The following is a 14,196-nucleotide window of genomic DNA, read 5'->3' as shown; positions in this document are numbered from 1 at the left end:
GATTAGTAATATTTCCTGCGAAATTTCTCCGCAGGAAACGAAGTCTTATTTTAAATGATAAACAATAGATTCATATGGTCTTAGCGTAATACTTTCTCCAAGTGATGCAGAATCTGTATAGTTAGAAAGAAGAGTTGTACTTGTTAATCCTGTTGTATCCATATGCTTCGGTAAAGTAAACACCGCTTCTTCCTCGTAAAAATTATTTACTACTAATAACTTTTCTTTATCCGTGCTACGCAAATAGGCAAAAACCTTATCATCGTCAGGAGCAAGTAATTCATAGTCTCCATCTGTAATAATATCGTATTCTTTGCGAAGCTTAATTAAATTTTGATAGTGATAGAAGACAGAATCCTTATCCTTTAATGCATTTTCTGCATTCAGCACTTTATAATTTCTCGCTGTTTCTATCCATGGTGTTCCCTCAGTAAATCCTGCATTTTCCTCTCCATTCCATTGTACAGGTGTTCTAGAATTATCACGAGATTTTCTTCGGAGAACTTCTAATATTTCTTCTTTTGGCTTACCATTTGCTTGTAAAATATTATACATATTTAAAGATTCCACATCACGGTATTGATCAATAGATGTAAATTTAGGATCGGTCATCCCAAATTCTTCTCCTTGATATATATATGGAGTCCCCTGCATCATATGGATTGTCGTCGCAAGCATCTTCGCAGATTCCTTATGATATTTTCCATCATTTCCATAACGAGATACAATTCGAGGCTGATCGTGGTTACACCAGAATAGGGCATTCCAGCCTCCACCTTCATTCATCCCTCTTTGCCAGTTAGATAGGATTTGTTTTAAAGCATGAAAATCCATTTCCCCAATTTCCCATTTTTCTCCGTTTGGATAATCTACCTTTAAATGATGAAAATTAAAGGTCATGCTTAATTCATTACGTTCTGGCTTTGTATATTTAATACAATGCTCTAAAGTCGTGGAAGACATCTCCCCAACTGTCATGCTGTTGTATTTTGAAAATACCTCTTGATTCATTTCATGGATAAATTCATGTACACGTGGACCGTCTGTATAAAACTTTCTTCCATCACCAGGTGCTACTGAACCATCATCATCTGGAAAGTCCTGATTTTTTGAAATCAAGTTAATAACATCTAGACGGAAGCCATCTACCCCTTTTTCAAACCAGAATTTCATCATTTTGTATACTTCATTGCGCAGCTGCTCATTTTCCCAATTTAAATCAGCTTGTGTTATATCAAAAAGATGCAAGTAATATTGACCTGTCTTTTCATCATATTGCCACGCATTCCCACCAAATTTTGACTGCCAGTTTGTTGGCTCACTTCCGTCTTCTTTTCCATCTTTCCAAATATAAAAATCACGATAAGGATTATCCTTAGAAGAGGCTGCCTGTTTAAACCACTCATGCTCAGTAGAGGTATGGTTAACGACAATATCCATAATAATTTTTAGCCCTTTTTGATGAGCTTCATCTAATAGCTGATCAAAGTCTTCCATTTTTCCATATTCATGATGAATGGAATAGTAATCACTAATATCATAGCCATTATCTTTTTGTGGGGAAGCATAAATCGGCGTTAGCCACAGTACGTCTACCCCTAATTCCTTTAAATAATCTAATCTTTTTATAATTCCTTGAATATCTCCGACTCCATTTCCAGTCGTATCTTGAAAACTCTTCGGATAAATTTGATACACTACTGCTTTTTGCCACCATGCTTGTTCCATCTATTTACACCACCGATGTGAAAATTATGTCCCTTTTTCCTTTTAGCTTAACGGAATTAGTATCTGCCTTTTTTTCCATTTCATTATAATTTACTAGGAAAAGTACAATTACTACTTGCTCATTCACGCGCAAAATGGTCGACATCACAATGAACGTCAACTTTATTGGAACTGTACTTGAGCAAGACCATTAACGAAAATATTATTTTCCTTCCCTTTTATCATAACATGTATATACAAGTTGTCAACAAATTAAGTAATGCGTTTTCAAAACTCCTATTAATAAAGCATTCATGATCAAAATTCCCGGTAAAATATATGATACATTATTGGATTCTTCAAACCCATTAACAGAAGATATGTTTGAAAATATCGTTCCAAACACCACTAGGAAAATCAATGGTTGGAACATTGAAATAATAATTGCTATTGGATTTTTAATTAGCGGTGTTAGTCTCTTTTTTTGCTAATAACAAAGCGAATGTTATGTTATTCATAGTTCTGCCCCTTTCTCATTAAATTTTGCTAAATAAACGTCATTTAACTTTGCCTATTTCAATTCACTAAATACTATTTCGACATTACTTTGAATTAAGTATCGCAATAATTCAGATAGCATTTGTTGTCCATGACTCGTCATAATTGTTAATGCCGTTGGTTTTATTTCTTGGTGTACGACCTCTTTCAGGTCAGAAATATATTCTTCGATTTTTTGAATGTTAGGAAAGTCTACTTTGCGATAGTGGATTTCCAATTGATCAGCCGTAAGTTTATTGATCAATGCTTTTGGCGTCCCAATATCAAGTATCTTTCCATTGTTGCTTAATGCAGTTTCAATTGCTAGGTGATTAATTTCCTCTAAATAGTGTGTTGTTACAGGGTAGTTCTCGACTCTGGGTCTAATTCTGCTGTAGGTTCATCCAGTAAAAGGATTTCAGGTTTATGAAGCAAACTTATCGCAATATCCAATTTTCTTTTCATTCCACCTGAGTAAGTATCAATCAAATCGTTGGATGCCTGAAACAAATTAAATTCTTTTAACAGGTGTTCTCCTCGTTCCATTATTTTTGTAGTACTCATGCCATACATTTTACCGGCAATCAATATGTTTTCCCAAGCTGTTCCTGTCGTAAATACAGTTGTTGTTGGAAAGTGATACCAACTTTTTTTCGAACCTTATTCACCTCAGAAATAGCGTCTAAATCGAAATTTTGACAGTACCCTCATTGGGCAAGGTCAAAGTAGCTAGTATTCTCGTCAAAGTAGATTTCCCTGCACCATTTGGACCAATTAGTCCGAAGATAGAACCTTTTTGCCAAACGATTTGCTAACATCGTTTACAGTTAGTTCATACATAGTCTTCCCTCCTCATATCTTACAAAAGGAACTTTGAACTATCCTCTTAGGGGAGAGTCAACCATCAAGTATTCTTTTTATAAAAGGCAAATTGGAATGAATTTAACGAAGCTGGAGAAAGGAAAACTGAATTTCGGATATTCCCCTCATCAATACTGATCTCGACAAGCGTAAAAACGCCCAAATGAAAACTTGGACGTAGTTCTTTAAACTTGCATTAAAACAATGATGATTCGATCATAAAAGGGTTTAAAACGAAAAATACATTAAAGGTTAATCAGTTTCATGGATACAGAAAAAGCAAATGATATTATATGCAGTTTATTTTACACACAATTATCCGATTTATGGTGTTATGAACATTAATTTATAAAAAACGACAATCTTTTAATAAATAGCCTAATGAAAAAGCTAAGATGATATGGAAAACTTGTACGTATAATATTAATTTAATTATATCAGCGCTCCATTTTATACGAAATTCCAAATAAATATCACTACTTTATCATCCTTTTACTGCGAAATTAATGGTCTTTTACACCTTTTTTTGATACGATATCTCTATAATTTTTATTGTACGTATAAGTTACCATCGTTAACTACAATGGAAAGCGGTGAAACAGTGGCACAAACAACTAAATACAATATGGTGAAAGAGAAAATTACGGAATGGATTATTAGCGAAAAAGTGCATCCCGGTGAAAAAATACACTCAGAAAATGAGTTAGGAAGAATGTTTGGGGTAAGTCGCCATACGATCCGACAAGCAATAGGAGATTTGGTACATGAGGGTTGGCTTTATAGGGAACAAGGTGCTGGAACTTTTGTCTCCCATCAACAGGTTCACTCTTCTCAAACATTACTTTCCCATCCACCATTAAAAAAAACGAAAAATATCGGCGTAATCACAACATATATATCAGATTATATTTTCCCATCCATCATCAAAGGAATTGAATCATATTTAACTAATCATGGGTATTCTCTCACTTTCGCTTGTACGGACAATGATATAAAAAAGGAAAAACTATGTCTTCAGACTATGCTAAACAGTAATATAGATGGATTAATTGTCGAGCCAACCAAAACCAATACTTTTAATCCAAACATACAGCTTTATTTAGAGTTGGAGCAGAATAACATTCCCTATTTAATGATTAACCAATTTTATTCACAGCTCTCTCCCCCACATTTAGTGATGGATGATGAACTTGGTGGGTTTATTTCGACCGAACATTTAATAAAGCTAGGGCATAAAAAAATCATCGGATTATTTAAATCAGATGATTTACAAGGAATTAATAGAATGAAAGGGTTCATTCAAGCATATAAAGCATACTCGATTCCATTTTTTCCAGAAATGATGATTAATTATTCAACGGAAAATCAAGAGATTTATCCGATTGAGCGATTAACGGAAGTATTCGAAACAGCTAATAGACCGACTGCTATTGTTTGCTATAATGATCAACTTGCTATTCAAGTAATTAATTACTTGCGCTCGTTAAACTTAACTATCCCAAATGATATATCCATTATTGGCTATGATGATTCCTTTTTAACCGAAGCTTCAGAAGTCAAATTAACTTCTGTATCCCATCCAAAAATAGAGATGGGCACGGAAGCTGCAAAATGGATTGTGGATGCAGTGGAAAAGAAAGGAACTTTACCTCCATCCTCTGTGTATAAACCAAAGCTTATCCTAAGAAATTCCACAGGACCTTGTCCGGATACTATATAGAGGAAAAAGTTCATTTTCTCCACATATTAGGAAAGAACATGTATACTATTAATAGATTTATACTTAGGAGTGAGCCATTTTGAAGGATGAATTAGCTTATATAGGGAACAAAATCATAAAAAACAAGAACATCCTTGCTGAAAATACGAATACATTACTATCGCAATTTTTACAGCAGCAAACATCTGATTTATCCCTTCCTTACCCTGAACAAGATGTCCTTGAATGGAATGCTAAACTTTTTTTCATTTTAGCTGAAGCCTTAAAGGATAATAAAAATGCTGATGGAATACAGAATTGGTCTAAAAAAACTGGAGAAGCCTTTGTAAGGAACCATATTCCTTTACAATCTTCCCTTCGCTCCTTATCGATTTATCGCAATGTTATTTGGGACGTATTCACAGAAGAACTAGAACAAAAGTCTTTTGCACCAATTACTATGTTGGATGTAGGAAAGATCATTGATCCAATTCTCGATGAAATTAGTGCTTATATTGGGCATTTTTATGAGGAACATAATACGAAAATCATGAAGATTGCATATACTGCTTTAGAAGAACTTTCTGTACCAGTTGTTCCAATCGCGAAAGAAACAGCTATTATCCCTCTTATCGGAGAAATTGATACACAGCGCTCTCAATTGATTTTAGAGGTGGCATTACAAGAATCTTCTAATTTAAAAATTGAATATCTAATTTTAGATATCTCAGGAGTACCAATTGTAGATACGATGGTTGCGGATAATTTATTTAAAGTTGTTCATGCATTAGATTTAATTGGAGTTAAATCCATCGTCTCTGGGATTAGACCGGAGATTGCTCAAACAATTATTTCATTAGGAATCGACTTTAGCAAAATTACCACATGCGCGAATTTACACACTGCTTTAGCAAGCATTGGGTTGAAGAGGATAGTAGAATAAGGATAGGATGTCTTAAAGTGTTATTGTAATAATAACTCTGTTAAGACATCCTTTTTTATGCTGTATAACGCTCTTTTTCAATTTCTTTTAATGATTTCCCTCTTGTTTCAGGTGCCATTACGAACCCGACAATTGCTGCAACTAACAAGAATCCTATCATAATCAGACCTGAAATCTTAAAACCTAACGTAGTAATCATTAATGGCACTACTAAGGAAATAAGTCCGACAGAAATACGTGCCGTTGCAAATAAGAACCCTTGTGCTTTGGCTCTATACTTCGTATGGAATAGTTCACTTGACCACAATCCGTAAAATGCCTGAGCACCAAATCCAGCTGCAATTCCCCAAAGGATAACAAATGTGAATAATTCAAACATTCCCATTGATCCTAAAGATAATACTAGCCAAGCGATAATTCCAAGGACTGCTCCAATGGTATAAAGCATTTTACGATTTACCTTATCACCTAGTTTTATAAAGACAAAATAAGTAGATGCTACCGTTAATATCCATAAGAATGCTTGCAATAAATTAGCGTGTGCTGCTGTTAAGCCACCGACTGTTTCGTAAATATATGGCATAAAGTAACCCATTACGCCTGCAACTAAATTCCAGAATACATAGATTCCTATTAAAAGAACAATTGCTTGTCGATTCGCTTTAATGGAGAATAATTCTTTAATCGGATTGGCAATTTTTTCACCCTTTTGTATTTGAGCTTTTTCTTTTTGTTTTTCTTCTTCCCAAATCGCTGATTCATTAATCTGTTGCTGCATAATCCATGTAACTAAAGCGATTACAAATAATTGCGCAAATATTATTCTACTTCCTAATAACCCTAAAGGAGCTAATAAAACAGATAATAATAGAGAGATTGCTGGTCCTACAGACCAAGCTAATTGACCATAGCCTATTCTGGCAGCCCGCTCGTTATCAGGCGCTTCTTCCGCAATATATGTCCAAGCAGCTGGAATAGCAGCACCTACTGCAATACCTGTAATAACATAACCAATTAGTAGCATTGGAAAATTGAAAGAGAAAGTAATCAATAAAACCCCAAGCATGTATACTAGAAGATCATACTTATAAATAAACTTTCTTCCATATTTATCTACTAAAATACCACCAATTAAAGCACCAATTGCTGATCCAAACCCATTCGCACTTAAAGCACCAAGTAAACCAAGCTTAAAATCATCTAAATTCAAGTATTCCATCCAAAGAGTCAATCCACCAGCACCAGCAACAATAGAGCCTGCTTCAAGATAATTGGACATTGCTACTGTAATAGTAGCCTTTTTATTATTTTTTTTCACAGCAGTTGCCATCTCTAATCTTCCTTTCTATTATTCTATTCGAGATAAAAAACGCTTTTAAGCTGTTTTGAAATAGGACTATTATCTGGATTTGTCTCCATTAATGGCTCCATATATTCCCACCACTTCTTACAAATGTCTGTTTCTGAGACCTTATTCCAGTCTTTCACATCATCTACTTCTAAATAGGCAAATAATTGTCCAGATTCTTCTTCTAAAAAAATTGAATAGTGGTGCACACCATGAGTCTTTAAAGTCTCCTCCATCTCTGGCCATAGTTCATTATGTCTTTTCTCATATTCTTCATATTGATCCTTATATAGATGCATAATACTTGCTAATCTAGTGCGATTTTTCATTCTCTCTTTACTCCCTTCTTATTATCGAAAGCAATTACATGGTTGATATATACATATTAACGCATGAAAAAAGCGCTTTACAGGAGACAAAACTAAGAATGGGGGGATAATCAAATGTTTTTTGGTAGGGTTTTCATTTTAAGCGTAATTTTTTGTGGGATTTTCGCTATTGAACTAGAGAATATTTTTTTATGGCTGTTTTCTAAAGATTGTTGTTTTTCAAAGGAAAAAAGAATAAGTTGGAAAAATAGAGCAGCCGGGATACACGTAGACTCCAGTGGGATTAGCGAGACAGTCTGAGACCCTGCATGAGCGTAGCGACGAAGTAGCTCAGCGCGAGCCCCACGGAAAGCGAAGTGTATTTCGGCTGCGGGTGATAGCAACAAACTTTACGAAAACAGCCTTTTTTATTAAAAATCCCCTTCTTTAATTAAGCTTCGATACATATGAAAAAGAGCTGTTTAAGTACACTTTTTTCCACCAAAAAAAGCGATCAGAAATCCATTTTTTAGATTCTGATCGCTTAAAATTATCATTAATACTTGTACTTTCTCTCCTATCTTCTTAGATGAGCTTCTCTATATTGAGAGGGAGTATATCCATACCATTGTCTAAACAATCGACTAAAATACTTTGTATCCTGATAGCCTAGTTGAACAGCTATATCATATATCTTAAGATCTGTTGTTTCCAATAATTCTGTTGCTTTTTTCAATCGCGTTTTCGTGATATAGTCTAGGATTGTTTCACCTGTTTGCTCTTTAAAATAAACACTAAAATAGGTAGGGCTCATATATACCTGTTGCGCAATTAGTTTAATCGTTATCGATTCACCTAAATGAGCTTGAATATAATCCTTTGCTTTTTGAATAGGGTTTTTATTTGTTCTTTTTGCTTCTTGAATCCTTTCCATCACAGAAAGAACCCAACTTTTTATCTTATCCTTCAATTGATAAAAATTGGATGTATTTTTTGTTAAAGAGATAACTTCGCGGAACAAAATTCTTTCTTCTCCAAAACCTTCTAACTCAACCCATCTGTTTACGATTCTTATTCCAAGTAATTGTACAGCTTCTTCTAATATACTTGCTGATCTAATAAGCTGCAGCTTATTGAAATATTCATCGAGAAAAACAATAACTTCTTTTTTTTCTTCATTTTCAAGACTAAATAAAAGTTGCTGGATACTTTTAATAATTTCTGAACTATGTTTTTTACTCTCCTCATTTGTTTCAGGTAATTGTTCTAGCCAAAATACTTTATTGCATCCATATATCATTCGATTCTGCATTATATTTTCTAACTTTTTTCGATTATCCAAAAACTCTACTATACTTGTAATGTCCTTCCCAACGGCAATTGTAACGGTATTTTTGGAACCATGTCTCACATTTTCTTTCCAAAAATCCAAAAAAGCCTCTGTCTCAGTATGTAATTGGTCGTTTTCTTTCTGTTCTATTAAGAGCCATATTGAAAATAGATCATCTCTCCATAGCCAATTTCTTATGTGAGAAGATGATGACCATTCTTCTAATGCATTCTTTAGCGAAGAAAGAATATCTTCGTTTGCTTGTTTTAACCAAGCTGAATAATTATCCGACCAGGTTTTTTTAATATTTTGGTCAATACTAAAATATAGTAATCGAAATGACCCATTTCCTAAGAATTGGTGCCACTTTAACTTATCCTCTGTCGAAAAATCTTTTTCTTGAAGTTGACTTAAATAATAGACTTGCTTTGTGTAATCTAATTCTTTCGCCTTTCGTTGTAATTTCTGCTTTTCATTTTCTTCTATTCTTTTTGCTTCAATTTTTTTCTGCGTCTGTTGCAATACTTCTTTTAATTGATCTCGATGAACTGGTTTCAATAAGTAATTAGAAACGCCTTCTTTTATAGCAGATTGCAAAAAGATAAAATCATCAAATCCGCTAATGATAATAGACTCAAATGACATTTTATCTTTCAACTGATTAATAAGCTGTAGACCTGTTATTTCTGGCATTTGCACATCTGTTAAGAGTAAATCAAATGTAAGTGACTGCTCTTCTATTCCTTCCATCACTTCTTTTCCGTCAGAGAATGCCCCGATAATTTCCCAAACTTCTCCCTGTTCTTCTACCATCCGTATCATCCGTTTTAAAATTCTTGGCTCATCATCTACAACGATTACTTTCAACTTCTCCATTTTCTCCCTCCTCTTTTAACCTTTTCTCGCACACAAAATTAGGATTTGTAATTAGAGGTAATAAGATTGTCACTTCTGTTCCGATTGATTCCGTGCTTTCAATCGAAATACCGTATGTATTTGTAAATAACATTGTAATTCGAGCATGTACGTTAGTTAATCCCACTCCCGATTCTCTTGTAAAATAGTCTTGTTTCTCTAAGTTTTTTTGGATAGTCTGCAGCTTTTCTTTATCTATTCCAGGTCCATTATCCTTTATGATAATTTTTAATAGTTCATCCTCAACCAAAACTACAATATAAATTCTCAATACTTTCCTTTGCTTCATGCCATATTTAAAAGTATTTTCAATAATTGGTTGCACAATAAATTTAGGAGAGTAATAGATGCCAATCATTTCTTCTCCAATAATTTCATAGTGGACTCTATCCTCAAATCTAATTTTTTGAAGTCTTAAATAGTTTTTTATATGTGTCAATTCTGTTTGTAGAGGTACCAGTTTGCCACTACTACTTAATGAATACCTTAACATTTGCCCCAGAATTTCAACCATGTCGACTGCGGTTTCCGTCTCCTCTTCTTCAATAACCGCTCCTATTGTTTCTAAAGTATTGTACATAAAGTGTGGATTTATTTGTGATTGAAGTGCATAAATTTGCGCATTTCGCTGTTGTAGTTCGATTTCATAGTTTTTCTGAATGAGAATTCTTAATTGCTCTAACATGGAACGAAAACTCTCAGCTAATTGTCCCACTTCATCTGTATTGGTTGGTGTAATCGTGACATGTAAATTACCATTTTCCACTTCCTTCATTACTTTACCAAGATGCTTGATTGGTTTCGTGACAGACCAAGCGATATAAATGGAAATAACTGTCGAAATAATTGCTAAAATCAAAAAAATGGAAAGCGTATAATTCTTTACTATATCTGTTCTTTCTGTTAAATATTTCATTGGAATACTGTGAGCGAGTTTCCAGTGTCTACTTATTGATTGATTCATACTATATAATATATTTTCATTTCCATGTTCCATCGTTCGAAAACTGCCATTCACTAAAGGATAATCCACTAATCCGCCATCAATTTGTCCAATTAGTGATTTATTAGGATGATAAATAATATAGCCATTTTCATCCATTAGCCACATAGTAGCTCTTTCTTCCTTATCAATATCATTTAGAATTTTTTCAATAAATGTCACATCTACTGCAAATATCAAAGAACCTAAACTTTCCCTATTTTCAAAGTCTGTAAGTTCATTAACAACTAAAATAAATGGAATATCTTTTTCAAAAACTAAATTTGTTTTATTAGGTAAAATGATTGGCATTTCTCCGGCTGAATCATGTATTTCGCCAAAAGGAAGGATAGAATCGTTCAAGTCCATGCCTTTAAAAGCAGTTTTTGTACTTATATAGTTGCCATTATTTGTTATCAAAAACGCAGCAAGAATATCTGATTGATTACTATTTAAATAGTTATTGGATAAAAAACTTTCCACTTTATATTGTTCCTGTAAAAAAGCAGATTTCTCCTTGTATGGAGTACTTCTTAAAATAGACATGATTTCTTTTGAATTATAAATGGCATTAGGCAAATCATTTAATAGATTTAATTCATTTTCAATATTTTTATTTGCTTGATTTAGTAATCTAGGAATATATTCACCTACTTGTTCCTCTATAGCTTTTGTATTTTGGGTATATATAATATATCCTAATATTCCCATTGGAATTACTGTCATTATTATATACGTAATAATTAGCTTACGCTTTAAGGGGGCTTTTCCTAGCTTAAATAAATGAGTACGGTTAAAAATCATATTGATCGATATTCTCCTTTATAAAATCAATAGGCTGCCCCATAATAATAGTATCGTCTTTCAGTCTAATAACACCGACATTTTCAAATGCCTTATTATCTGTCACTTCATTTCCTAGTAGAATTTCTTTTGCTACACTAACGGTTAAATATCCTAATTTTTTTGGACTCCATAAAGTGCTTACTTATAGCGCTTCATTTTTCAAATAGGAACGCACTAAATTAGGGCTGGATAAACCAACGACAGCTACTTCTCCAACTTTACCAGCATCAATAACTGCTTGTGCTGCTGCTGGAGGTCCTACTGATGAACTTCCAATTATCCCCTTTAAGTCTGGATAATTCTCCAATAATTGTTTTGCAATCATATACGCTTTTTGAGGATTATCATTTGATTATCCTACTTCTAATAGCTTCATGTGAGGATAGTTTTGCTCTTGTTGTATAACCATCCACTTAATCCATTCCTTTAAAGTTGCAGCATTATCGGAACCGGTGATAATGGCATAAGCACCTTTTTCTTTCATATTTAAAGAAAGTGTGTCCATAACATGTCTACCAAGAGTCTCTGGATCGACAGAGCTAACAAAATATTTACGATATTTTTCATTAGTATCCGAGTCCCATGTCATCACTACAATCCCTTTTTGCTTTGCTTCCATTAATATCGGACCTAATTTTTCCGGATCATTTGCTGAAATGGCAATAGCATCAACCTCTTTTTCTATGTATTCCCTAACTAATTCCTCTTGCTGCTGCCAATCAGCTATTAAAGGTCCACTGTATATTACATGGACATTCAAATCTTTCCCAGCTTCTAATACGCCTTCTTCCACTGCATTAAAGTAGGGGATACCACTCACCTTTGGTATTATAGCAATTGTATACTCCTTTTCTGTTGAAGAACTTATCTCTTCTTTTGTCTGAATCCGATCATCCTGATAGATAATTTCATATTTTTGATTAGATAAATCGAAAGTGCATCCGCTTACAATAATCAAAAGCATGAAAACTACCATTATTGATTTTAGCTGCATTTCTTTTCACCTAACTTTCATTTCTCTCTAAATAAAGTGCTTTCTTTTATTATATAAAAAACAAACAAAGAAATATATATTTGTTTGTTTTTATTTATTCGGTTTTATTTGGAAAATCCGTAAAGAATAACTTCCATCAGTGCAGGGCTTTCCCCACTGGTTAATTGAACCAATCTGCCCTTTATGGATAGTTGAGCTTCTTACCTACCTTACTCGTTTTCTCCTTAATATGAGAGAGAGTCTTACTGCCCGTTAAGTGTGTGTTAAATTTTGAACAAAAAAATAGAAGGAATCAGTACTGTAGCATACACACTAATTCCTTCTAAAAAATGCTTACAAAGAAGCCAAATGTTATTATTATAAAATCTCTTTAAACATAGAAATGACTTCTTCCCTTGTAGGTTGGAATGGATTTCCAGGAGCGCATGCATCTACTAATGAAAAATTCGCTAATTTATCCAAATCGACCTTATCTACACCTAATTCTGATAATTTTGTCGGAATTTCTACTGTTTGGCAAAGCTTTATTATGGCAGCAATTACTTCCTCCGCACACTGGCTATCCGTTTTTCCTTTTGTAGAAATACCAATTGCTTTAGCTATTGCAGGAAATTTATGAGGATCCCGTCTAGCATTTTCTCTTTCCACGATAGGTAAGAGCATGGCATTGCATACACCATGTGGTAAATCATATACGCCCCCTAATTGATGTGCCATTGCATGAACAAATCCTAAACCTGCATTATTAAATGCCACACCAGCTAAGAACATAACATATACCATCTGTTCACGGGCTTCTATATCATGTCCGTCCTTTACTGCTCGGGGTAAATAGGTGAATATCTTCTCTACTGCAGCTAAAGCGGTAGCATCGGTTACTGCATATGCTCCCGGAGTAACAATTGCTTCTATCGCATGTGTTAAAGCATCTATTCCTGTTGCAGCTGTTAATGCAGCAGGCTTATCCACCATTAGCTCAGGATCGTTCACGGATATTGTTACAAGACAATTTTTATCCACCATTACCATTTTAACTTGTCGTTCCTCATCTGTAATGACATAGTTAATGGTGAATTCACTGGATGTTCCAGCAGTTGTGTTTATCGCAACAATTGGTACTGATTTTTTTGAAGTTTTTCCTACACCTTCGTAATTCCTAATATCTCCACCATTTGTTACATAAAGTCCAATCGCTTTTGCTGTGTCCTGAGGAGATCCTCCACCAACAGATACAATAAAATCACATTCATTTTCTTTGTATGCTTCTACTCCTCTATATACATTTACTGTTGTCGGATTAGGTTTTACTTCTGCATAAACAACATACTCTATTTCTCTTTCATCCAGTACTTTTTTCACTTTTGCTACAATCCCGCTTTCATTTAGGAAAGCATCGGTTACCAATAGCGCTCTTTTTACGCCTAATTCTTCTATTTGTGGTCCTACTTCCTGTAGACAGCCTCTCCCCATTAAATTCGTACTTGGAACATAAAATACATGTGCACTCATTTTATTTGCCTCCTCTTATTTTGTTCAGTATTTCACATAATTATTTATAAAGAAAGGGTTGGGACAAAACTAAATAGCTAATCTTTAAAGACGAACAATCTCTAATTTAGCTCTTAAATAAGCTACTTTCTCATGATGGTTACCTATGTTTTTAAAATATAGTCAAGTGTAAAAACTAAGTCGTTCCATTGCGCTTCAGACGCTCGATGCGCCGGGG

General features: G+C 34.0%; 10 protein-coding genes and 2 pseudogenes. 2 read left to right on the top strand and 10 right to left on the bottom strand.

All coding sequences use genetic code 11. The annotated features are described in order from the left end of the window. Positions 1-45: 45 nt before the first annotated feature. The 4 genes and pseudogenes from treC to AB3U99_RS07105 all read right to left on the bottom strand — a co-directional run bounded on the left by treC (position 46) and on the right by AB3U99_RS07105 (position 3,031). Positions 46-1,728 carry an alpha,alpha-phosphotrehalase gene (gene treC, locus AB3U99_RS07120; RefSeq protein ID WP_400246614.1) on the bottom strand — a complete coding sequence of 561 codons (1,683 nt, stop codon included), beginning with the start codon at positions 1,726-1,728 and terminating at the stop codon, positions 46-48. 550 nt (positions 1,729-2,278) lie between these two features. Then, the gene (locus AB3U99_RS07115; RefSeq protein WP_400246613.1) at positions 2,279-2,509 is read right to left on the bottom strand and encodes a hypothetical protein; all 231 of its coding nucleotides are present in this window, start codon (positions 2,507-2,509) and stop codon (positions 2,279-2,281) included. A 92-nt stretch (positions 2,510-2,601) separates the two neighbouring features. Then, positions 2,602-2,865 (bottom strand): annotated as a pseudogene (locus tag AB3U99_RS07110) (ATP-binding cassette domain-containing protein); the annotation flags it as partial. A gap of 61 nt (positions 2,866-2,926) precedes the next feature. After that, positions 2,927-3,031 carry an ATP-binding cassette domain-containing protein gene (locus AB3U99_RS07105; protein ID WP_400247978.1) on the bottom strand — a complete coding sequence of 35 codons (105 nt, stop codon included), beginning with the start codon at positions 3,029-3,031 and terminating at the stop codon, positions 2,927-2,929. Between the two features lie 675 nt (positions 3,032-3,706). On the opposite strand from AB3U99_RS07105, the gene AB3U99_RS07100 reads away from it, so the two are divergent. Both AB3U99_RS07100 and AB3U99_RS07095 read left to right on the top strand, forming a co-directional pair. Then, positions 3,707-4,825: a GntR family transcriptional regulator gene (locus tag AB3U99_RS07100; RefSeq protein WP_400246612.1), complete on the top strand. Its 1,119-nt coding sequence runs from the start codon at positions 3,707-3,709 to the stop codon at positions 4,823-4,825. Between the two features lie 79 nt (positions 4,826-4,904). Beyond that, complete coding sequence (locus AB3U99_RS07095; RefSeq protein ID WP_400246611.1) at positions 4,905-5,747, top strand: STAS domain-containing protein; 843 nt, start codon at positions 4,905-4,907, stop codon at positions 5,745-5,747. A 55-nt stretch (positions 5,748-5,802) separates the two neighbouring features. Here AB3U99_RS07095 and AB3U99_RS07090 read toward each other — a convergent pair whose 3' ends face one another. From AB3U99_RS07090 to AB3U99_RS07065, 6 genes and pseudogenes are all read right to left on the bottom strand, one after another. Continuing rightward, positions 5,803-7,077: an MFS transporter gene (locus AB3U99_RS07090; RefSeq protein WP_400246610.1), complete on the bottom strand. Its 1,275-nt coding sequence runs from the start codon at positions 7,075-7,077 to the stop codon at positions 5,803-5,805. 23 nt (positions 7,078-7,100) lie between these two features. Further along, a complete protein-coding gene (gene rhaM, locus AB3U99_RS07085; protein WP_400246609.1) occupies positions 7,101-7,424 on the bottom strand; it encodes an L-rhamnose mutarotase in 324 nt (107 codons plus the stop codon). A gap of 556 nt (positions 7,425-7,980) precedes the next feature. Beyond that, positions 7,981-9,609 (bottom strand): helix-turn-helix domain-containing protein, encoded by a 1,629-nt coding sequence (locus AB3U99_RS07080; protein WP_400246608.1) that lies wholly within the window; start codon positions 9,607-9,609, stop codon positions 7,981-7,983. Next, entirely contained in the window at positions 9,578-11,434 is a 1,857-nt protein-coding gene (locus AB3U99_RS07075; RefSeq protein WP_400246607.1) for a sensor histidine kinase, read from the bottom strand. The genes AB3U99_RS07080 and AB3U99_RS07075 overlap by 32 nt, the downstream gene beginning before the upstream one ends. A 184-nt stretch (positions 11,435-11,618) precedes the next feature. Beyond that, positions 11,619-12,440 (bottom strand): annotated as a pseudogene (locus AB3U99_RS07070) (autoinducer 2 ABC transporter substrate-binding protein). A gap of 387 nt (positions 12,441-12,827) precedes the next feature. Next, positions 12,828-13,979, bottom strand: a complete 1,152-nt coding sequence (locus tag AB3U99_RS07065) for an iron-containing alcohol dehydrogenase (RefSeq protein ID WP_400246606.1) — start codon at positions 13,977-13,979, stop codon at positions 12,828-12,830. Positions 13,980-14,196: the final 217 nt, after the last annotated feature.

The sequence above is a fragment of the Niallia tiangongensis genome (assembly GCF_044704065.1).
In the GTDB taxonomy this organism is placed as follows: Bacteria; Bacillota; Bacilli; order Bacillales; family Cytobacillaceae; genus Niallia; species Niallia tiangongensis.
This window is presented reverse-complemented; position numbering and strand designations above follow the sequence as displayed.